General features: G+C 61.3%; 21 protein-coding genes. 11 read left to right on the top strand and 10 right to left on the bottom strand.

Going from position 1 to position 20,488, the window contains the following annotated elements:
• Positions 1-56: 56 nt before the first annotated feature.
• From RUH75_RS04325 to RUH75_RS04310, 4 genes are all read left to right on the top strand, one after another.
• Positions 57-2,225, top strand: a complete 2,169-nt coding sequence (locus tag RUH75_RS04325) for a TonB-dependent receptor (RefSeq protein ID WP_313802531.1) — start codon at positions 57-59, stop codon at positions 2,223-2,225.
• A gap of 116 nt (positions 2,226-2,341) precedes the next feature.
• Positions 2,342-2,911 (top strand): nuclear transport factor 2 family protein, encoded by a 570-nt coding sequence (locus RUH75_RS04320; RefSeq protein WP_313802529.1) that lies wholly within the window; start codon positions 2,342-2,344, stop codon positions 2,909-2,911.
• Between the two features lie 159 nt (positions 2,912-3,070).
• Positions 3,071-3,643, top strand: a complete 573-nt coding sequence (locus RUH75_RS04315; protein ID WP_313802527.1) for a 4Fe-4S dicluster domain-containing protein — start codon at positions 3,071-3,073, stop codon at positions 3,641-3,643.
• 3 nt (positions 3,644-3,646) lie between these two features.
• A complete protein-coding gene (locus RUH75_RS04310; protein WP_313802525.1) occupies positions 3,647-4,972 on the top strand; it encodes an FAD-dependent oxidoreductase in 1,326 nt (441 codons plus the stop codon).
• Between the two features lie 43 nt (positions 4,973-5,015).
• Here RUH75_RS04310 and RUH75_RS04305 read toward each other — a convergent pair whose 3' ends face one another.
• From RUH75_RS04305 to RUH75_RS04295, 3 genes are all read right to left on the bottom strand, one after another.
• A complete protein-coding gene (locus tag RUH75_RS04305; protein WP_313802523.1) occupies positions 5,016-5,876 on the bottom strand; it encodes an AraC family transcriptional regulator in 861 nt (286 codons plus the stop codon).
• A gap of 355 nt (positions 5,877-6,231) precedes the next feature.
• The gene (locus RUH75_RS04300) at positions 6,232-6,471 is read right to left on the bottom strand and encodes a hypothetical protein (RefSeq protein WP_313802521.1); all 240 of its coding nucleotides are present in this window, start codon (positions 6,469-6,471) and stop codon (positions 6,232-6,234) included.
• Positions 6,472-6,531: 60 nt separating this feature from the next.
• Positions 6,532-7,752, bottom strand: a complete 1,221-nt coding sequence (locus RUH75_RS04295) for an aromatic ring-hydroxylating dioxygenase subunit alpha (protein WP_313802519.1) — start codon at positions 7,750-7,752, stop codon at positions 6,532-6,534.
• Positions 7,753-7,837: 85 nt separating this feature from the next.
• Between RUH75_RS04295 and RUH75_RS04290 the strand changes: the two genes are divergently transcribed.
• Positions 7,838-8,428: a nuclear transport factor 2 family protein gene (locus tag RUH75_RS04290; protein ID WP_313802517.1), complete on the top strand. Its 591-nt coding sequence runs from the start codon at positions 7,838-7,840 to the stop codon at positions 8,426-8,428.
• Between the two features lie 14 nt (positions 8,429-8,442).
• On the opposite strand, the gene RUH75_RS04285 is transcribed toward RUH75_RS04290, so the two are convergent.
• The 6 genes from RUH75_RS04285 to RUH75_RS04260 all read right to left on the bottom strand — a co-directional run bounded on the left by RUH75_RS04285 (position 8,443) and on the right by RUH75_RS04260 (position 14,009).
• Positions 8,443-8,901 carry an acyl-CoA thioesterase gene (locus RUH75_RS04285; protein ID WP_313802515.1) on the bottom strand — a complete coding sequence of 153 codons (459 nt, stop codon included), beginning with the start codon at positions 8,899-8,901 and terminating at the stop codon, positions 8,443-8,445.
• 1 nt (position 8,902) lies between these two features.
• Complete coding sequence (locus RUH75_RS04280) at positions 8,903-9,157, bottom strand: hypothetical protein (RefSeq protein ID WP_313802513.1); 255 nt, start codon at positions 9,155-9,157, stop codon at positions 8,903-8,905.
• 3 nt (positions 9,158-9,160) lie between these two features.
• On the bottom strand, positions 9,161-9,760 hold the full coding sequence (locus RUH75_RS04275) for a VOC family protein (protein ID WP_313802511.1): 600 nt from the start codon (positions 9,758-9,760) through the stop codon (positions 9,161-9,163).
• Positions 9,757-11,442 (bottom strand): AMP-binding protein, encoded by a 1,686-nt coding sequence (locus RUH75_RS04270; RefSeq protein WP_313802509.1) that lies wholly within the window; start codon positions 11,440-11,442, stop codon positions 9,757-9,759. The genes RUH75_RS04275 and RUH75_RS04270 overlap by 4 nt, the downstream gene beginning before the upstream one ends.
• Entirely contained in the window at positions 11,439-12,710 is a 1,272-nt protein-coding gene (locus RUH75_RS04265) for a hypothetical protein (RefSeq protein ID WP_313802507.1), read from the bottom strand. Before RUH75_RS04265 ends, RUH75_RS04270 begins: the two co-directional genes overlap by 4 nt.
• Positions 12,711-12,821: 111 nt before the next feature.
• A complete protein-coding gene (locus tag RUH75_RS04260; protein ID WP_313802505.1) occupies positions 12,822-14,009 on the bottom strand; it encodes an acyl-CoA dehydrogenase family protein in 1,188 nt (395 codons plus the stop codon).
• A 378-nt stretch (positions 14,010-14,387) separates the two neighbouring features.
• Between RUH75_RS04260 and RUH75_RS04255 the strand changes: the two genes are divergently transcribed.
• The 5 genes from RUH75_RS04255 to RUH75_RS04235 all read left to right on the top strand — a co-directional run bounded on the left by RUH75_RS04255 (position 14,388) and on the right by RUH75_RS04235 (position 19,448).
• Positions 14,388-15,965, top strand: coding sequence for an NAD(P)/FAD-dependent oxidoreductase (locus RUH75_RS04255; protein WP_313802503.1), 1,578 nt, complete (start codon positions 14,388-14,390; stop codon positions 15,963-15,965).
• Between the two features lie 44 nt (positions 15,966-16,009).
• Positions 16,010-17,218, top strand: a complete 1,209-nt coding sequence (locus RUH75_RS04250) for a CoA transferase (protein ID WP_313802502.1) — start codon at positions 16,010-16,012, stop codon at positions 17,216-17,218.
• Positions 17,215-18,147 carry a hydroxymethylglutaryl-CoA lyase gene (locus RUH75_RS04245; RefSeq protein WP_313802500.1) on the top strand — a complete coding sequence of 311 codons (933 nt, stop codon included), beginning with the start codon at positions 17,215-17,217 and terminating at the stop codon, positions 18,145-18,147. Before RUH75_RS04250 ends, RUH75_RS04245 begins: the two co-directional genes overlap by 4 nt.
• 114 nt (positions 18,148-18,261) lie before the next feature.
• Entirely contained in the window at positions 18,262-18,639 is a 378-nt protein-coding gene (locus tag RUH75_RS04240; RefSeq protein ID WP_313802498.1) for a nuclear transport factor 2 family protein, read from the top strand.
• A 134-nt stretch (positions 18,640-18,773) separates the two neighbouring features.
• Positions 18,774-19,448, top strand: coding sequence for a TetR/AcrR family transcriptional regulator (locus tag RUH75_RS04235; protein WP_313802496.1), 675 nt, complete (start codon positions 18,774-18,776; stop codon positions 19,446-19,448).
• Positions 19,449-19,472: 24 nt separating this feature from the next.
• On the opposite strand, the gene RUH75_RS04230 is transcribed toward RUH75_RS04235, so the two are convergent.
• Positions 19,473-19,877: a nuclear transport factor 2 family protein gene (locus tag RUH75_RS04230; protein WP_313802495.1), complete on the bottom strand. Its 405-nt coding sequence runs from the start codon at positions 19,875-19,877 to the stop codon at positions 19,473-19,475.
• A 164-nt stretch (positions 19,878-20,041) separates the two neighbouring features.
• On the opposite strand from RUH75_RS04230, the gene RUH75_RS04225 reads away from it, so the two are divergent.
• Positions 20,042-20,389, top strand: coding sequence for an EthD domain-containing protein (locus RUH75_RS04225; RefSeq protein WP_313802494.1), 348 nt, complete (start codon positions 20,042-20,044; stop codon positions 20,387-20,389).
• The last annotated feature ends 99 nt before the right edge of the window (positions 20,390-20,488 follow it).

Raw genomic sequence — 20,488 nt, 5'->3', positions numbered from 1 at the left:
AGAGGGAGAGAGTTATGAAACACAAAACCAGATTATTGATCACAGCTTGCGCGATATTGGCATCTTCAGAAACAGCCATCGCTCAGGCGCCAGCCGAACGAAAGGCTGCCCAGGTTTCGCAACCGCAGGAACAGGGTGTCCTTGAGGACATCGTTGTTACTGCGCAGAAGCGAAGCGAACGGTTGCAGGACGTTCCGATCGCCATCACGGCGGTCTCCTCGACTGCCATCGAGCGCGGCAGGATCTCAACAACACAGGATCTTCAGCTGCTCGTTCCCTCGCTGCAATATACCAGCCTCGGAACTTCCGCGACGCCGTTCCTGCGCGGGGTAGGCAGCGACATCGCCATGCCGAATGCCGAGGCGAGCGTCGCCACTTATATCGACGGGGTCTACGTCGCACATACGGTGGCCGCCATCCAGCAACTGCTCGGTGTCGAACGGGTAGAGGTGCTGAAGGGACCGCAAGGCACGCTCTACGGCCGCAATGCGACTGGGGGAGCGATCAGCGTCATCACACGGACGCCCATGCAGGAGCTGGAGGCGGGCGGAACGCTCACCTACGGCAATTATGACCGCATCGAGGGCAGCGCCTATCTTTCCGGGGGAATCGCCGACAATCTGGTGGTGGGGGTCTATGCCGCTGGATCGATGCGCGACACCTTCGTGAAACATATCACCCCGGCGACGACGGACCAGCCGGACAAGGAGAAGAGCCTGGCGGTTCGCGGGAAATTTGTCTTCTCCCCCACCGAGACGCTGAAGCTAACCGGCAGCATCGAGCATGTCGAGGTTCGCAGTCCCGAAGGCGGCACCTTCCGGAACGTCCAGAGCGACTCCGTCCTCTACAACCCGCTTGTGTTCGATCAGCCCCGGATCATCGAGCGCCGCGTGGCGGTCAACGATCATCCCAGCTACTCTCGCTCGAATCAGACCTCGGCCGCGCTGCGCACAGAGGCGGATTTCGACAGCGTAAGATTGCTTGCCATTACCGGCTATCGCAAGAGCACATTCCGGCTCTCTTCGGATCTCGATGGCACCCAGCTGCCGTTTCTGGCAATCTTCGGCGATCAGTTCGGTAAGCAATTTTCGCAGGAGGTCCAGCTTCTTTCCGGGCCGGGTTCGCCTGTAGAATGGATTGCTGGCGCCTATTATTTCAACCAGCGCGCCGGGTTCAACCCCGTTACCACCCTGTCCAACCTCCTCTTCCCATCCCCGGTTACCGGGCTGTCGAACATCGCGGCGGTCCGCACGCGGTCCTATGCCGCCTTCGCCCAGGCGACAGTACCGATCAACCAGTTTCGGATCACGCTCGGCGGCCGCTACACGGTGGATAAAAAGCGCATTGAGGACGCCTCCTCGTTCGCAGTCGACGCCGCTGGAAACCTGGTCGGGGCAGCGACGCCTTTTCCCGACGAGGCGAAAACCTGGCGCGCATTTACACCAAAGCTGACTGTGGATTACAAGACGGGGACGACACTCTTCTATGCGACCGCAAGCAAGGGCTTCAAATCAGGGGCTTTCAACATCGCAACCCCCGCCGACAACGGCCCGGTCAATCCCGAAAAGCTGACGGCGTTTGAAATCGGCTCCAAATCCCGGTTCAACGGCGGGCGCATCGCGTTCGAGACCTCCGCCTATTATTACAAAATGAAAGATCTTCAGGTTCAGGTTTTCGATCCGAGCAGGAGCGCATCGGCGCTGTTGGAGAATGCGGCTTCCGCCGAGCTTTACGGCATCGAAGCCTCTTTGTCCGCGACGTTAACAAGCGAGCTGACCCTGAACACGGCGGTCGCCTGGGAGCATACGCGCTACAAAAATTATCCGCAGGCCGCAGGCTTCGTCACGACACCGGGAGATTTCAACCAGTCCTCCACGGTCGACGCCACTGGCTTCAAACTGCCGCAGGCACCCGAGTGGGTGGTGAGCAGTTCACTGGACTATCGCAAGGAACTGGCGAACGGCGGAATCATCGGGGCGAGCGGAAGCTGGTATTATAATGACGGCTTTTTCTGGCATACGGATGGTAGCCGCCAGAAAAGCTACCATCTTGTCAAATTGTCGCTGGATTACACTTTGCCTGGCGAGCATATCATGTTGCGGGCCTTCGTCACGAACCTGACGCAGGCAAAGCGGGCGAACTCGGTCTTCTATACGCCCACATCGCTTCTGTATCAGGAAGCCGAACCGCGCATGTACGGCATCACCGCCATATTCACCTACTGAAGCATCGGTTGCCGGCTGCTTGAGAGGAGCAGCCGGCCCTGCCGGGGGAAGAAAGGATTCCGCGGCCGGGCACAAGAACTTCATCGGAAGCGCGGTATATAGTCGGAGATACGAAAATGAGCAGTGAAGAAAGAAATCTTGCCATAGACAATATGTTGGCAAAGAATGCACTAAATGATCTGGTAATGCGTTTCTGCAGGGCGGCCGATCGACGCGACTATGATCTCCTTCGTACATTCTTTCACGACGATGCCGTATATAAAGTTGGCAATGTATTTTCCGGATCTGTTGATGAGTGCCTGGAATGGCTGTCGGGTGCCATGGAAGCTTTTGAGCTTACCAATCACTTCGTTTGCAACGCCTCATACCGGATCGATGGAGATCGAGCGGATGGGGAGCTTTACTTCATCGCATATCATCGCACCATTGGCGCAGAACTCATAGCAAATCAGCGCACCAGTAGCGCGGAGCCAAAGCATCTCATCGTGACAGGGCGCTATCTCGACAACTACGAATGCCGGCATGGCGAGTGGAAGCTCGCCTGCAGACATCTGGCCTGGGACGCTGCTTTTACTGCGGAAGTGGCGGAAGCGGACGCGCGCCTGCTGCAGTCGTTCGGTGAGACAGGCGGATTGGAGAATGATCTATCCTACAGAGCCTTGCCGTTGATGGCGAGAGGACGTTAGCCGCTCTGTGATCTCCATCAGGAAGTGGGATCTGGGATGTACGGCATCACCGCCAAGTGCGCTTGCTGAAGCTTCGTCGCTGGCTGCTCGAGAAGGGGCAGCGGGAAGGGACGCGCCGAATGCCATGATCATCGCCTGGGACGTCGGGGAGAAGATGTTATGAACAAGCAGCTGGCCTTCGTCATCGACATGAAGCGTTGCATTGGGTGCGATACGTGCGTGATTGCGTGCAAGGTTGAGAATGATGTGGAGAGCGGTCGTTTCCGGCTGAAGGTTCTGGATTCGAACCGCGATCCGATTTTCGAGAAGCCGCAGGGGGTTTTTCCCAACCTGTCGCAGCAATGGCTGCCGACCATGTGCCACCACTGTGTGGATGCGCCCTGCATCAGCGCCTGCCCGACGAACACGCTGTGGCGACGGGACGAGGACGGGCTGGTGATGTTGGACGAGGACAAGTGCATCGGCTGCCAGCGCTGCGGCGAGGCGTGCCCTTATGATGCGCTGTCGTTCGATGCGGAGCATGGCACAGCGGACAAATGCACGGCGTGCGCGCACCGGCTGGAGGTCAATGAAGCGCCGAGCTGCCAGGTCGTCTGCCCGACGCGGGCGATCCACTTTGGCGACATCCACGATCCGGGGTCGAAGGTGGCGCAGTTGCTGGCCACGCGCGAGCACAAGGTGCTGGCGGAGAGTCGGGGCGCCAAGCCGCAAATCTATTATCTGGAGCCTTGAGAGATGGAGAGCAGCGGTTGGCAGACGCGCGACGAGCGTCTGGTCGTCATCGGAGGCGGCCAGGCTGCGGCGCAGATCATCGATGAAGCCCGCCGTCGCGGCTACGAGGGAGGCATTACGCTGGTCAGCGAGGAAGCGGTACTGCCCTATCAGCGCCCTCCGCTGTCCAAGCAATATCTGACGGGCCTGCACGATCAGGACTGGCTGTTGTACCGGCACCGGTCCTTCTACGAGAGATATGCCGTCGATGTGCGGCTGGGGCGCCGTGCGACGGCTATCGACCGCGCGGCTCAAAGCGTCACGCTCGATGACCGCACCGTCCTGCCCTATGACAAGCTGGCGATCGCCACCGGAACCCGCTCCCGCTTGCTCGACCTGCCAGGTGCCGATTTGCCCAATATCTTCTCGATCCGGACGCTGGACGATGTCGACCGGCTGCGGGTGCGCCTCGCCGAAAGCCGCAGCGCGGTCATCATCGGCGGCGGCTTCATCGGGCTGGAAACAGCGGCGATGCTGGTCCAGTCCGGGCTCGACGTGACCCTGCTCGCTGCATCGGATCGCCTGATCCCCAAGCTCGTGGACGGCGAGATGGCGGGCTTCCTGCTCGACCAGCATCTGATGCATGGCGTCAGCATCGTGCTGCGCGCCGAGGTGGCGGAATTGCGTCCGCTCGCCGATGGGGCGGTCGTGGTGAAATTGGCCGACGGGCGCGTCTTTGCCGGAGACATGGTGCTGGTCGGCATCGGCGCGATCCCCAATGTCGAGCTGGCGCAGGCCGCCGGCGTCGAATGCGACAATGGCATCGTCGTCGATGAGCTTGCCCGCACCAATGATCCGAACATCGTCGCGGCAGGCGACTGCACCAACCATCCCAATCCCCTGACCGGCAAGCGGCTGCGGCTCGAGACGGTCCACAATGCTGTCGAGCAGGGCCGAACCGCGGGCGCCACTATTGCGGGGCATGAACTTCCCTATATCCAGTCGCCCTGGGTCTGGTCGGATCAGTACAAGCTGCGCCTGCAATCGGTCGGCGTCTCCGAAGGCTACGACCGCACGGTGCTGCGCGGAAAGCCCGCCGACGGGCGCTTCAGCCTGTTCTACTATCGCGGCGAGGATCTGCTCGCGGTCAACTGCATCAACCAGCCGCTCGTCTTCGGCGCGGTGCGCCGTATCCTCAACGAACGCATCCCGCTCCACCCCGACGAGGCTGCCGATCCCGGCTTCGACCTCACCCGCCTGCCGCTCCCGACCGCAACCCTCGACTTCGATATCCCATGGCCAAGCAAATTCGAAAAAGAACAGACTCTCGTCGAATGGGGATTTGAGTAACGGCCAAAGATAAGCTGGAAAGGCAACCTTCCGCAGTCAGGCTTCAGCCCCGCATATCTCGGGGACTACACCCGAATTGGGCCTTGAAACTGCGGGAGAAGGAGACCGGGTTCTCGAACCCGCAGCGATACGCCACCTCCGCTATCGAAAGTCGAGGTGAATCACGCAATTCGAACGCAGCCCGATCCAGTCTCAGCATGCGCAGCATTTCGGCAAAGCCCTGCCCGGTTCCTTCGAAATGCCTGTAGAGCTGGCGCCGGGACATTCCGCACCCAACCGCGACCTGTTCAGACGTGAGGGCAGGATCGGAGAGATGCTGCTGGAGATAATCCCGAACTGTCTCCATCTGTTCGCTGGTAATGTCACTCACGCAATCCGATTGAACCCGCATCATCGTGGTCTGGATCAGTCGCGCATATTCTGGCAGCAAAGAACGAAGGGACTGGTCAGTCTCATCGCGCAGAGAGCAATCGGCCAACGCGCGCAACGAACTGGCCAGAACCGCACCCGCACCCCGATATGCCGGGATGGCGCAGCCATAAGGCGCTGGTTCGCCGAGTTCAGTCTCCAGTGCAGTGCGCGGCACGTGAGCGATTAAATAATCAAATTCAGATGGGGGCCTGAAGTCACTGCAATCTATAAACCGCAAAAGACCGATTGTGCCCGGTTTGCCAATGGATGCGGAATTCATTGCGGATATCGATCGTCCGAATGACAATACCAGAACCGCGTAGTCCGATGGCGGTCGCGCTCCAAATTCCCAACGTATATCGACGCCTTGACTTGTAGATCTAACGAAATACCAATCTGCAAGCCAAGAGAGGCGACAAGCGTAACGCTCCTTCCTGCCACCGGGAAAATCGGCACGCCACTGCTTCGCCACCTTGCAAAGCTCGTCTGGCATGCGCTGAAGGGTGGCGCGATCCACGAAAGAGAGAAAAGGTCTCGAAAGTCCCACCCTATGGCGCCTCCCCATGCATCCTCTTTTTTTGGAACCTAGCACGTATGAATTTTTTGAGAAAGGCTCGTTGGGTTCATCCCTGACCACGCGCGCCTCCGCAACAAGAAGATGTTCAAGCGGATCGTCGAAATTATCGCAGAAATCGGCCTCAAACGTCCGATCACCGTAACCAGCGTCAGGACGAAGATGGACCGCTCTACGATCTTGCACGTGGGCGCCGATTGGGAGCCTGTTGGGCGAACGCTTCTAGATTCAATTCCGGAAAGAGAAGCTTTTGGCCCGGTCGCGACAATCACTCTTACTCGTCCCTTGTTGAAGGCATAGCTCTGGCGAATGACACGGAATATGGCCCGTCGGCGGCGATCCGCAGGCGGCTGCGGCGGTTGCCCGGAAATTGCGGGCCGAGGTCGTGACCATTCAACGGCTGGGCGGCAAGTCTGGCCGTTCCCTTCGGCGGTTTCAGGAAATCGGGCAACGGGCGCGAGGGCGGCGCGATCGGCCTCACCGAATTCATGTAAGTCAAATCGATCTGCGGCATGCCGGCAGGGTGAACCGGCATGGCTCCAGACCAAGATGCTTTCGGCGGACCGGTTTGGGCCTATAGTTCTGCCTGGAGCAGCTTCTTCAAGACACGGCGGGCCAGCAGGCCGCCCATGTCGCCGTTGAAGCTCACTTCGGTGGATTCGCCTTTACCCATGTCGAGCGCAGCATTCGCCTGGATGTTTTCCAGCATGACCTTGTCCTCGCGGAAGATGAAATCAAGGCCGACCGCCAACTCTTCGGGAGAAGCGTCGGTGCCGTAATCGCGTGCGAAAATCCACCAGTAATGCGTGATGCCGGGCGCGGCCGGCGTGACGAGATGGGTGATCCAGCTCGTGTAATTCGTGCGCTCCTGCCCGGTTGCTTCCCGGTCATACAGTTCCACATGTCCCACATGGACGGCCGGCGTTTCGAACCAGGCGTTGATGACGCGGTTGAAGCGGTGATCCACGCCGACGACCGCGCGCTCGACCGCCGTAAGCTGTGTGTCCTCCTTGCGCATCAGGAATGAAACCCTGTCGCCATCCCGCGAGAACTTGGCCACCGGCGTGTCGTCGACCCCCAGCGAGTTGCGATGCGTGTAATTGAAATGCGTGAGGTCGAGGAGATTCTCGTGGATCAGGAAGTAGTTCGCATCAATCGGCGTGGAACCGCGCGCGACCAGATGGTCCGCATTTTCCGCCCAGTCGAACCGATAGGGCTTGGGTGCATCCGCAATCCCTTCGGGATCGCCCATCCAGATCCAGATGAAGGGAAACTGCTCGATCACCGGGTAGGAGCGCACCTTCGCTTCTTCGGGCACTTTATCCTGTGTCGGAAAGACGTGGCATTTGCCGTTCGCGCCGAAGCGGGCGCCATGGTATCCGCAGACAAGCTCGTTGCCTTCGACATATCCCTTGGAAAGCGAAGCCCAGCGATGGGGGCAGCGATCCGCCAATGCTGCGGCGCGCCCATCTCCCGTACGATAAAGCACGATGGCTTCGCCCAGCAGCCGGCGCGCAATGGGCTGGCTTCCAATCTCGTCGATCGTGCCTGCGACCCACCAGCAGTTACGCGGGTAATTAGGCTCGGTAATCTCATCGAAGCGCCGCTTCGCACCAATCACAGCAGGTTCTCCCGTTTTGCCCTTTGGCCAGATTGTGATCTCATCGAACTGGCGGAGCAAATCGGCGTCATAATAGTGAGCGCCAATATCTTGTTTAATCGTGCCAATCGGGCGTTTTGCAGGTTGTTGCCGCGATAGGTTTTGGCCAAATCGCCATTTCCGACGTTCCGGCACACATCAATTTGTCACCACGTCGAATCGGGCCATTCCCGCCTGGGGGGAGGGGGGAATGTAGCGGAAAGCACGAACGGAGGGATGAATGACTGATTGCAGCGCCGAAGACAGTATCCGCCGACTGATCGAGTCTTGGGTGATCTGGCGCGATACCGGGGATTTCGATCGACTGGCGGGGGCTTGGCATGCCGACGGCAGAATGATCACGACCGGAGGCGAGGCCTCGGCGGCCGAATTCGTGAGCAACGCCAGACGCGCCTGGGACGCGGGGCTCGACGTCGTCCATACCATCGGCGGACTGGCGATTGAGATCGTCGGGGAGCGCGCGGTCGCGCATTCGCGCCTGATGATCTCGCAGCGTGTCAGCCTCGACGGAATAGCCTGCGACGTCGAGTGCCGGGGGCGTTTCATCGACCTGCTCGAATGCCGGGATGGGCGCTGGGCGATTGTGCTGCGGCATCCGGCCTATGATCGTGACCGGATCGTGGCCTGCAGCGGGCAGGTGTTGCCACCGCTCGATCCGGAGCGTCTCGCGCGCTTTCCTACCGGCTACCGGCACCTTGCCTATGTCCAGTCGTTGATGGGCATGCAGGTGCACGACGACCTGCCGGGGCGGACCGGACCGGCGATGGAAGCACTGAGTGCAAAAGCGCGGGCATGGCTTGACGGTGACTAATTTCCCGCCGCAAGCTATCCGTTCTGCTCGGCCTGAATACGCCTTAGCTGGCAACGGAGTTCTTCAGGGATGGGAACCGCGGCTTTCTTTTCCTGATCGTAGGCAACGACGGTCAGCGACGCGGAGAAGGCCTGGCGCCTCTTTTTTTCGTGCCGTGCTTCCACGGCCAGGGTCAGGGTGCGCGTGCTGATATTCGCCAACCGGACCTCGATGTCGAACTGATCGTCGGGCTCGAGCATTCCGGTGAAGTCGAACGACATCGCGCGCATCGGATAGACGACCTGCTTTCGCAACGGATGGGGGCGATCCGAATGCTGGAGGACATGTTTGAACCAGTAGTCCATCGCCGAGACGACATATTCGGCGAAGCGCGGTGTATAGACCACGCCCGCCGGATCGCACTCGCCCCAACTCACGCGTCGGCGGACAATCAGCGGATCGGTGGAGATCAGATGTTCGCTTGCATCGTTCATCTCAGTCGTCACTGACGATCCGCAATACGTCACGGCCATATTCCTCGATGCGGCCCTGGAAGCCGCCGCACAGGGCGCTGTTCCAGAGTGCCGGGCCAAGGCCTAGCGCGCGGCGCTCGAAGCGCAGTTCGTTTTCGGACTTGATGGTCCAGTAGCCTGAGCGCGGGGCTTCGACCGTGCAGCCGCCGGTCTTGCGCGCGCCGTCGAGCAGAGGGGTGAATTCGGGAATGTCGGGTACGAAGATCTGTACGCCCATTGTTCAGGCCGCTTTCCCGAGCCTGCGGGCGACGAGCTCGCCCTTGGCTTTCCATACCGGCTCGATGGCGGTCAGCTTCTCGCCCCTGGCGGCCATTTCCTCCTCGAGCGCGATCGCTGCCTCGAGCGTGAGTTCGGCATCGCTCACGTCGATCGGCACGAAGGAGCGCAACGGCCGGCCGATCTCGAGATAATAGCCGTTCGGATCGCGGAAGTAGATCGATTCCACCACTTCGTGCTCGATCTGATACATGATCTCGACGCCGTTATCCTCCAGGCGCTTGCGCCAGGTCTCCAGCTCTTCCTTGGTTTCGACCCGCCAGGCATTGTGATGCGCGTCGTTGTCGAACTCGGGCCGATGGTGCAGGTGATCGGGCTGCTCATGGCCGAGGTAATAGAAGAAGGCGATAGTCGAACCGTTGCCGCTGTCGAAGAAGAAGTGCAGGAAATCGGGATGGTAACCCCGGCCCCAGCCGCGCGCCGAGACACAGTGGACCAGTTCCAACCCCAGGACGTCCCGATAGAAAGCTACGGTCTCCTTCAGCTTCCAGGTCGGCCGTGCCATGTGGTGCGCGCCGTTCAGCTTGAGTGCCATATCGGTCATTTCGTCGCTCCTGCCGGTTCGGGCTGGTCAGCTGCCAAGCGCTCGGTGATGTCCTTGCGCAATGCCGCCTTGTCGAGCTTGCCGATCTTGGTGGTCGGCAGGTCGTCGATCGCTTCGATGCGTTCGGGCCATTTGAACTTGGCCATTCCGATGCCCTGCAGGTGTTCCTGCATCTCGGGCACTTCGGGCTTGTCGAATCCCCCGCGCAGCGTGACGTAGGCGCAGACGCGTTCGCCCAGCACCGGATCGGGCATGCCGACGACGGCGCAACTGGCAACCGCCGGGTGCGACATCACAGCATGCTCGACTTCCTCGCAGTTGATCTTTTCCGCCCCGCGGTCGACCACGTCCTTGGTGCGTCCGGCGAAGGCATAGTACATCGTGCCGTCGATCACCCGCGTTTCGAGCAGGTCTCCCGGCTTGTAGAAGCCGTCCGGGGTGAAGGCGTCGCGGTTGCGTTCCGGCGCATTGTAATAACCGCTGAGCGTATAGGGGCCGCGCGCCTGCATTTCCCCGATTTCGCCCGGCTCCGCCGGCTCCAGGGTGCCCGGCTTCACCAGCCGGATCTCGTCCACCGGCGACATCGGCCGGCCCACCGTCCAGTCCAGCGCCTCGTCCGGGTCGCCCTCGCGGCAATAGAGATTCATGCCTTCAGACATGCCGAACATGTTGTAGGCCGGCTTGCGGTACTTCTCGCGCAGCAGCTTGGCCGAGTCCGGGGTCCAGAAAAAGCGCACCCGGTCAATTGCGCCGGGCGCCAGCTCGATCATGCCCTCCAGGCGGGGAACGAGGGCGCGAATGATCGCGACCACTGTCGGCGGATGGGCGCGTGCGACCTCAGCCCAGCTTTCCACCTTCATGTCCCGCGAAATCGTGTAGCAGCCTCCGGTGATCAGCATGGGCATCAGGCAGCAGATCATCGCTGCGTTGTGGATGATCGGCATTTGCATGAACATCACGTCATCGGCGCGATAGTCCAGGGTCTGCGCTGTGAGCCGGGCATTGAGCAGATAGTCATTCTGCATGCGCGGGATCACCTTGGGAACGCCGGTGGTGCCGCCGGAAAGCTGGAAGATGGCAACCTGGTACGGGTCGCGCGGCACTTCGGCTACTTTCCGCTTCGCCTCCGCTGGATCCTGATCCGCGATCAGATCCTCCAACCGCGGCACGCCTTCGGTCGGTTGTCCGCGAACGCTGATGATCCGGCGGATGGTCGGCACTTCGTCACGCGCCATGCGCGTGGCAAAGTCGATCAGGTCGCACTTCGCTTCGTCGCCCTGCACGATATGGGCGCGAGCGTCCACGTGGCGGCCGATGTAGCCGATCTCCGCTTCGCGATGCGCAGGCAGCGTGCAGGTGGGAATCAGCCCGGCCTTCATGCAGCCAATGATGGCAATGACCTCTTCGGGCGAGTTGTGGAGTTGGAACAGCACCCGCTCATAGGGCTTGAGGCCCAGATCGATCAGCGCGCCGGCGAAGCGGTCGCTTGCCTCGTCTACTTCGGCATAGGTCATCACCCGATCCGCCGTGGCGAGACAGGGGCGGTCCGCATTGGCGGCGAAGCTGGCGATCAGTTCGTCGATGATACCGGTTGTCGGAAGGTTGCCCGCGGCGACGTAGGCTTCCAACCGGTCCTGCGGGCAATAGACGACACCGGGAAGGGGCTCGCGAACGCCGATCATGCCGGAACCTCCACGAAGTGGGCATCGAGCCAGCCGACGATCGCCCTGGCGGCGATGTCCTGCCCGCTTTCCTCATCGAGACGCAGCGACTGGCCATGGTGGTTGCCGCGAATGTCGATGCGCTGTTTGTCGGTCGCTGCAATGGCGTCCTGGATCCTGGCGACATCGGAGGGAAAAACGCTGTTGTCGCCGGTGTAGTAGATGGTCAGGCTGGGTTGGGTGATCGAAGGCCCCGCCTTGTCGAAGCTGGCGTTGCTGGACAGCGCCGACCAGGTCGAAAGCCAGCTTTCCGGCGTGCAGACGCGCGCGAAGCCGACGCTGCCGACATTCGATGTGACGGGCTTCGCGCCCCAGACGCTGCCCCAGCGCCGGTCCGAGGAATCGAGCGACGTATCGAAGCAGCGCGGATCGGCATCGGTGCGCCAGACCTCGAAGATGCCCGAGTAGGTGGAGGCATAGCGGCTCTCGATCGGCTCGCCCGCCGCTTCCTGCTTGCGCGCGGCCATGCGGATATTGATCAGCGCGCGAGCCTTGGCGTCGATCTTTTCCACGCGCGCGCGCTGGGCGGCGCGGTAGCGATCGAGGAATTCAGCCGGGTAGCTCGCGCCGCTGTCCTTGCCGTCCTTGAAGCCGTTGTCCGCGCTGAACGGATCGAGCGCCGGATCGATCGAAAAGGGATCGTCCTCATCGGTTATCGAAGGATCGATCATGTTCATCAGGAGCACGCCCTGGCCGGGGTGCGGCGCGACGAATACGAAGCCGTCTGGAACCGGCATTTCGGCCTCCGCGAGCTTCACCGGCTTGCCGCCCGGCGTGCGTGCGATACGGTTTTCCGGCGCGGCGACGGCCTGCTGGTTATAGAAGGCGAACAGGCTTGCGCCGCCGCTGTTGCCCAGCATGACGACGTTTTCGAAACCGAGGCGCTTCAGTTCGACCACGCCTGCGGCGACGTCGAGAATAGCGCTCTCGTGTTCCAGGCGAAGGTCGTTGCCCACGGTACGCGGCCCCTGGGTCCAGACGGCATAGCCAGCGTTGACGAGGTGTGGGACCATGTAGTGCGTCACTAACAGTTCGCGCGGGTGCATGATGAATACCGCCGTACGTTCTCCGCCCTTGCGGTGCAGATAGCCGATCACCGGCGCATCATCCGCAGTGCGGAGCGGGTGCACGGATGTCCGCATATCCTCCGATACGAGTTCGGGGTTCCAACTTGCTCCCCGCAGTCCCGCCGTTACGCGTCGCTCCAGTTTGTCCTGACCGTCCGTCATCGCTTCATCCCGAACATGTTAGCATTCGCTATCGTTTTCAATCGCCGGCACCAACGGCATGAGGCTCCGACATCCGCGGATCGTTCCGGCCGGGTGGCCGGAGCAACCGTCTCAGCAGAACATTTCAGTGGGCGGTCCGCCCAGCGCCACCGAGCCAAAGCTCGCGAACGCCGAATCGAGATTGCCGCCAGGATGCGCCGAGATGGCGTAAACGTCGCGAAGCGCACGCTGTACGGTCGCTTCGTCCTTCAGGCCGCGTCCACCCGCCATCTGCATCATGCTGTCGAGCACTTCGCGGCAGGTGAAAGCGATGAATGCCTGGTTGCGGCGATTGCGTGTACGGATCTCGTCGCTTGCGGATTTGCCGGCCATGACCAACGCTTCCGATTCCTGCAAGCTCGATTGGTAAAGCAGTTCGCAGGCGTCCAGCTTCACCGAGATTTCGGCGAGCCGCTGCTGGATGGCCGGTATGCGCGCCGCGAAGATCGGATCCTTGCTGGCGGCCTTTTCGCGCATCGCGGCGACGGTATCGTTATAGGCCGCACGCGTGATACCCGTCGTCGGGGCGAGGATGGAAAATCCGAACAGCAGCCAGATCGAGGTGCGATACAGCGGATTGCCGTGGATCGCCGCGCCGGGTGTCTTTCCGTTCATGACATCGGCGTTGTCGAGCATGCGTTCGTCGGGAACGAACATATCCTCGACCTTCACTGTCTTCGAGCCGGTGCCCGACAGACCCATCATGTACCAATCGTCGACGATCTCGTATTCGCTGCGTTCGAGCATGAACAGGCCGAGACGCGGCGGACCGCCTTCGCCAAAGATGAGGGAGCCCACCACGACCCAGTCGCAATGGTCAATACCCGAGCAGAAGCCCCACTGGCCGGTCAGCCGGTAGCCGCCGTCAACCTTCGTGACTTTGCCCTGGGGCTGATAGCTCGACGCGCAAAGCGGACGCGGTGAGGCCCAATAGGTGTCCTGCACGGCCTTGGGATAAAGGCCGACCAGATGGTCATGGCTGTTGGTGACGCAGTAGACCCACGCAGTCGAGCCATCGCCTTCTGCAAGGATTTGGCCGATCTGGAATACCAGCGACATGTCAAGTTCGGGCCCACCGTAGAGGGCGGAGCGCGTCAGGCCCATCAGCCCGGCATCCTGCAGCCGCTGGATCACGCTTTCCGGGACCATGCGGGCGCGGTTGATGTCCGCGCTCATGGCCCGCAATTCGGGAACGAGGGCTCGGGCCGATGCCAGGATCTGCGATACGTCGGGAGATTTAAGCGTGGGCGCCGTTGCCATCCTGTCCTCACATTACGCGTTCAATGCAACCGTGGCTCCTCCGGCGGTCGGGTGGAATCCGCAGTTCTTCTCTTTTGCAATTTGCTCGCAGATAGCTCGCCTTGTCAATATATATTATCTGGGATAAAAATTAAACGGGTTCGCATTCCAGGGTGCGCGCGGATGTCAAGGGGGCGGGATTCCTGGCCGGCCCACGTCCTCGGGCAGTTCCGGAAATGCGTGTGTCGCCAGATCCATTTGTCCGGTTTGCGCTTGCAGCCTCTCGACAAGACCAGTTGCTCTGGTGTAGTTGCAATTGAATAATTGTCATGAATGTTAATTTGACTGGGGCAGGCGCTCGTTGCTGGTGTCCCATCAGATCGGGAGAGGTGACGCACAATGTCTGCAAAATTCGACGTCGTGATCGTGGGTGCCGGTCACAATTGCCTGACCGCGGCGGCTTATCTGGCCCGGAGCGGCGTTTCGGTGCAAGTGCTCGAGCAGCATGATTTCATTGGCGGCGGCACCGTCAGTCGCGAACTGACCGTCCCCGGCTTCATCCATGATCCGCACGCAACGGGTATTGCGCACCTTCAGGCGCATCCGATTGTCACGCATGACGAGCTGGGCCTGATATCGCGCCACGGTCTCGAATTCGCCTATCCCGACGCGAGTTTCATGACCGTGTTCGACGATGGCGAGACCTTGTCGTGCTATAAGGATCTGGATCGTACATGCGCGGAAATTGCCCGTTTCAGCGAGCCCGATGCCGCCTCCTACCGCCGCATGGCGGAATTTATGGCAGGAATCGGACCGGTCGTTGGCATGGCAATGAACCGTCCGGCGCCCGGTTTCGGCGCTTTCGTCGCCATGCTTGAGCAAATGCCGGTCGGCCGCGAGTTGCTGCTGGCCATGCTCAAGAGCGCCTATGACGTCGTGATCGAGAATTTCGAGCACCCCCGGGTGCGGATGCACTTCCTTAAATGGGCGGCCGAGACGCTGTGCGGGCCCGAGGAAAAGACCACCGGCATCAACATGTTCTTCCTGATCGGATCGTCCCACTCGGCGCCGGGCGGCCTGGTCAAGGGCGGCACGCAAAAGCTCAGCAATGCGCTACGCGCCGCGATCGAGGACAATGGCGGCGAGATTCGCTGCGGAGCCCAAGTAAAACGCGTGCTGGTGAGCGGCGGCACTGCGCGCGCGGTCGAACTGGCTGACGGCGAAGTAATCGAGGCGCGCAAGGCGGTGATCGCGGCTATTCATCCGCACATGCTGGGTGCGATGGTCGAGGGTATCGATTCCGGCGTGGCCGCCCGGGCTGCCGCAACGCATGGCAGCCTGTACGCAGAGGTCAGCTTTCACTGTGCGCTATCGGAGCGGCCGAAATGGAATTGCGGCGAAGGACCGAACAATTCGCTCGGGGTTAATCTCATCGACTCGATGGAGTTCGAGGAATTCCGCCGCATTTTCGACGATCTGCGCTATGGCGACATCCCGAAGCGCTTCATCGGACATGTCGCGTGCCATACCAATCTTGATCCGAGCCGCGCGCCCGAAAGCAAGCATACGCTCTATTACATCCATCTCGTGCCCTTCGAACTGCGTGGCGGAGCGCAGCGTTGGGACGAGGTCAAGGAAAAGCATGCAGACTACCTGCTCGAGCGGCTCGGTCGCTATGCGCCGAACGTGCCCGGCGCGGTCATGGGACGGCACATTGAAAGCCCGCTCGACATGCAGCGTTATTCGCGCAGTTTTACGCGCGGCGACGTGATGGGGCTTGGCTCTTACATCTACCAGTCGCTGGGTATGCGCCCGACGATGGAACTGGCGCAGTACCGTGTTCCCGGCGCGCAGGGGCTTTATCTTTGCGGCCCCTTCATGCATCCCGGCGGCGGCGTCACCGGCGGCGGGCGTCCTGTGGCCATGCGGGTGATGGACGATCTGGGCGTGGACTACAGCAAGGTTATCCGGGCCTGATCGTAATCGGATCAGGAACGATTCGAACTTCGAGGAGCGGCGAGTTGCAGGCAACATTAGCGGGGCTGAGAGTCCTCGAAATCGGCCATTTCGTGGCGGCCCCTTTCTGTACGCGCCTGCTGGCCGATCTTGGTGCCGACGTGATCAAGATTGAGCCCAAGGGCGGCGATCCCGTGCGAGACTGGGGCGAAAAGGTCGAAGGCCGTTCGCTTTGGTGGTCGATGCATGGCCGCAACAAACGCAGCGTCACGCTTGACCTCAAGTCCGACAGCGGACGCGAGATTGTCAAGAAGCTGTCCGGCGAATGCGATGTGGTGGTCGAGAATTTTCGGCCCGGGCAACTGGCCAGGCTGGGACTGGCGCCGGAGGCGCTGCGAGGCGTCAATCCGCGCCTTATCGTCGCGCATATCTCAGGCTACGGGCAGACAGGGCCCGGGCGTGACCGCGCCGCTTTCGGCGTGATCGGCGAGGCTATCGGCGGCCTGCGCTATCTTTCCAACCATGCGCCGGGCACCACCGACCTGCCGCCGGTTCGCGTCGGCGTCAGCATCGGCGATTCGATTGCCGGGCTCTATGCCGCCTTCGGCATCATGGCGGCGCTCTGGCAGCGCGACAGGACCGGAGGAGACGGAGAGGCGCGGACTGTCGACGTCGCGCTCACCGAAAGCATCCTCAGCATGATGGAGGGCATGCTTCCGGAATACGGCCGGCTCGGCAAGATCAAGGAACCGATGGGCGGAGGCATCGCGACCGCCGCGCCTTCCAACGCCTATCCCACGCGTGACGGTAGTTGGGTGCTGATCGCCGCCAATTCGGAGCCGATCTTCGCGCGGCTCGCGACCTTGATCGGCAAGCCCGGATGGATCGGCGCGCCAGGCTATGACGGCAATGCGGCTCGGGTCCGCAATGTCGTCGAAATCGACGCCGCCATCGCCGGCTGGTCGCGCCAATTGGATGCGGATGCGCTCATCGCGATCCTGACCGAGGCCGACATCCCCAATTCCAAGGCCTATACCGCGAAGGACTGTGCCGAGGACGAGCAATATCTTGCCAGGGGGATGGTGCGCGAAGTCATCGATCCCCATTTTGGCAAGGTGACGCACGCCGGATTCGTTCCCAACATCATGGAGACGCCAGGCGAAGTGCGCTGGACCGGGCCGGATATCGGTGAACACAACGAAGACGTGCTTGGTGGTTTGCTCGGCATGAGCGAGCAGGAAATCGCCGCCCTGCGCGAAGAAGGAGTGATATGATGGGCGCTGCGAAAGACCGGGTGGAGATCGTCGAGGTCGGCCCGCGCGACGGCTTCCAGTCGGTGGCGCCGTTCATCCCCACCGCGCGCAAGATTGCGATCATCGAGGCGCTTTATGCCGCTGGCATCCGCCGCATGGAAGCGACATCCTTCGTAAGCCCCAAGGCTCTGCCGCAACTGGCCGACGCCGCCGAGGTGCTGGCGGCAGCCCAGGCGCTGCCCGGCCTGGAGGCGCAGGTGCTGGTGCCCACCGCGCGGCACGCGGAACGCGCCCTGGAAGCCGGGGCCAGGCACCTCGCCTTCGTGCTGTCGGTCAGCGAACGTCATAATCGCGGCAACGTGCGGCGCGCTCCCGCCGAATCAGCCGAGGAATATGCGCGGATCGTCGCCATGTTGCCCGAGGGCACCGGGCTGCGCCTGAATCTCGCGACGGCTTTCGATTGCCCGCATCTCGGGCGCATCGACGAGGCCGAGACGCTGGCGCTGCTCGACGGCATGGCGGATATGGCCCCGCGGGCGGAAGTGGCGTTGTGCGACACCACCGGACGGGTCAATCCGGCCCACGTGCAAGGGCTGTTCACGACTGCGATGGAGCGCTTCCCGCAAGTGGCGCGCTGGGCATTCCATGCGCACGACACCTACGGTCTTGGCGCGGCCAACACACTGGCGGCATGGAACGCCGGCGTGCGCGTGTTCGACGCTTCGGTTGCCGGGTTGGGCGGTTGTCCTTTCGCTCCGGGCGCGACCGGCAATGTCGCCACCGAGGACCTGGTCTACATGTTCGACGGCATGGGCGTGGCAACCGGCATCGATCTGAGCTCTCTGGCCGCGGTCGCGCGCGAGGTCGCCGAACTGCCAGAGGCGCAGACCGGCGGGCGTGTGCGAGTGGCCCTGGCTGCCCGTGCCTGCATCGCGGATATCGCTGCCTGAGTGCTTGCCAAGTTAAGCTTTGACAAAAACTGTCCATCCGGACAATGAAATGTTCAATCACCTTGGGCTGCGCCTGACTTGCGGGTGTGCCTGTTGCGAATCCGGGAGAATGTCATGTCGGCCGAAGCCACGATCCTCGAACTCGAAGCCGCGCGCTGCAAGGCGCTGACCGACGCGAACTATGCCGTGCTGGGCGAAATGATCTCCGACGATCTCGTCCATATTCACGCCAACGGATCGTGCGACGACAAGCGGGGCTATCTGGAAGGCATTGCCGCCAAGCTCGAATTCCTCGCCGTATCGCGGCCTGACGTGACGGTAAGGATTTTCGGCGAGATCGCCGTGGCCACCGGTCCGATGATCCAGACGGTGCGGATCAAGGCCAACGGAGCCACGGTCGAAATGGATGCGCGGGCGACGATAGTCTGGCGCAACGAGGGCGGATCGTGGCGGATCTGCAGCTTCCAGGCGACCAGCGTCGCGCCGCATTGATGGCCCCCGCGGGCCTGTTCCACCGTTCGTCCCGGATTCCGGCGGGTGAATCACGTCGCCGTCGCCTGGATTGACCTCGCCGTGCCGGACGCTCTAATCGGCATGGATGAGCGGGTAACAGGAGGCACCGAGGCTTGGACAAGGCCGTGAACGTGGCGGATCAATCGACCGACGGCGTCCGCCGCAGGCGGAGCACGGGGGAGGGCGCGCGGCGGGCGGATCGCATGCGGGAAATCATTCTCGACGTCGCGCTCGACAGTTTCAGCGCCGCCGGTTTTATCGGAACGTCCACCCGATCGATCGCCAAGCTTGCCGGGGTCCAGCATTCGTTGGTGAACTATCATTTCAAGAACAAGGAAATGCTCTGGATCGCGGTGATGGACCGCGTCCTTTGCCAGTTGACCGATCTGATCGACGAAGCGATCGGCGAGGATCCAAACCGATCGGCATCCGAAAAGCTGCGGCTGTTCATAGAGATTTACGCCAAGACCGCCGCATCATCACCGCAGGCGTTCAGAATTCTAACGCAGCAGAGCACGCAGGCTTCGGAGCGGCTGGACTGGCTGATGGAGCGCTATCTGCGCGAGCAGTTCAAGCAAATCACCGGGCTGATCGCGGACGGCCAGGCGGAAGGGACCGTCATCGAGGGCGATCCCGCGCACGTGTTCTTCCTCATCCTGGGCTGCACAGGCACGTACTTCGCGGCGACGCGCGGCTATACCATACTGACCGGCAAGGATCCGGCCAGCGCGGCCGAGATGCACCGGCTCATTTCATTCATCTGCAGCGTGGTGTTCAAGGGGAAGTGAGCGCTGCGCGTCCCCAGTCAGACGTCAGGCCGGTTCCACCACCTTGATCACCGCCAGCGGGTTGAAGTGCTCCCAATGCTCGATGATCTTGCCGTCGCGCACCTTATCGAAGAACACGTACGTGTTGGCATAATCCCTGCCGGACAGGAACTTCGCTTCCGAGCGTGCCGTCGTCACGAAAAATTCGGGATCTTCGGTTGCCTTGATGTCGATGTCGAGGAAGGCGAAGGTGTCGACCATGTCGAACAGTCCCTTCGTGGCTCCGTGAAATGCGTCGAAACCATCAAATCGCGCCGGGAGGAATTCGGGCGCATAAGGAAAATGGGCAACGACCTTCGCGTCGACGAGGTCATTCCACGCCGCGAAGTCCTTTTCCTGCAGGGCCTGCATGAATGCGGCGATAACGCCCTTGGGATCCGTTGCGGACATCGCTTTAAAGCCTCTCTTTGTCAGGGTTGATCATTGTGGGTCGAAAGCGCGCATGGCGGCCAGGGGGGTCGACATCGCGATAGTTATTGACCATATGGATAACTTGTCAAGGCGGTCTGTCCGGCAAGGGGCCTCTTGAACAGGACGGTTCAGAGGAGAGTGAGATGATCTGCGTTCTTGGTTTCTACAAACGCAAGCCCGGCCTCACGCACGAGGAGTTCTGCAGTCATTGGAAGAACGTGCATGCGAAGCTGGCGATGGAAACGCCGGAAATTGCAAAATACATCCGTAAGTACGTTCAACACCGGCTTCATCCGACGGATGTCTTTCCCGGTGTCGAGTCGGCCGGCTACGATGGCATGTCGGAAGTATGGGTAGATACGATCGACGATTTCCGCGCCATGGCGATGGAGCCGAAATTTCAGGAGCTGATGGCGCCTGACGAGGAAAAGTTCATAGATCTGGCTGCCAAGCGGATCATGATGGTGGACGATCCGCAAATCATCCGCTGAACGCCCATGCGCCAATGGCGAAGGCAGCGGAACGTGCGCCACAGCTTGACTTTGGCGACGGGCCAAATATTGTCCAGATGGACAAACTTATTGCAAAGG

The sequence above is a fragment of the Sphingobium sp. genome, assembly GCF_032153725.1.
In the GTDB taxonomy this organism is placed as follows: domain Bacteria; phylum Pseudomonadota; class Alphaproteobacteria; order Sphingomonadales; family Sphingomonadaceae; genus Sphingobium.
Note: the sequence above shows the minus strand (reverse complement) of the source record. Positions and strands in the feature narration are given on the sequence as shown.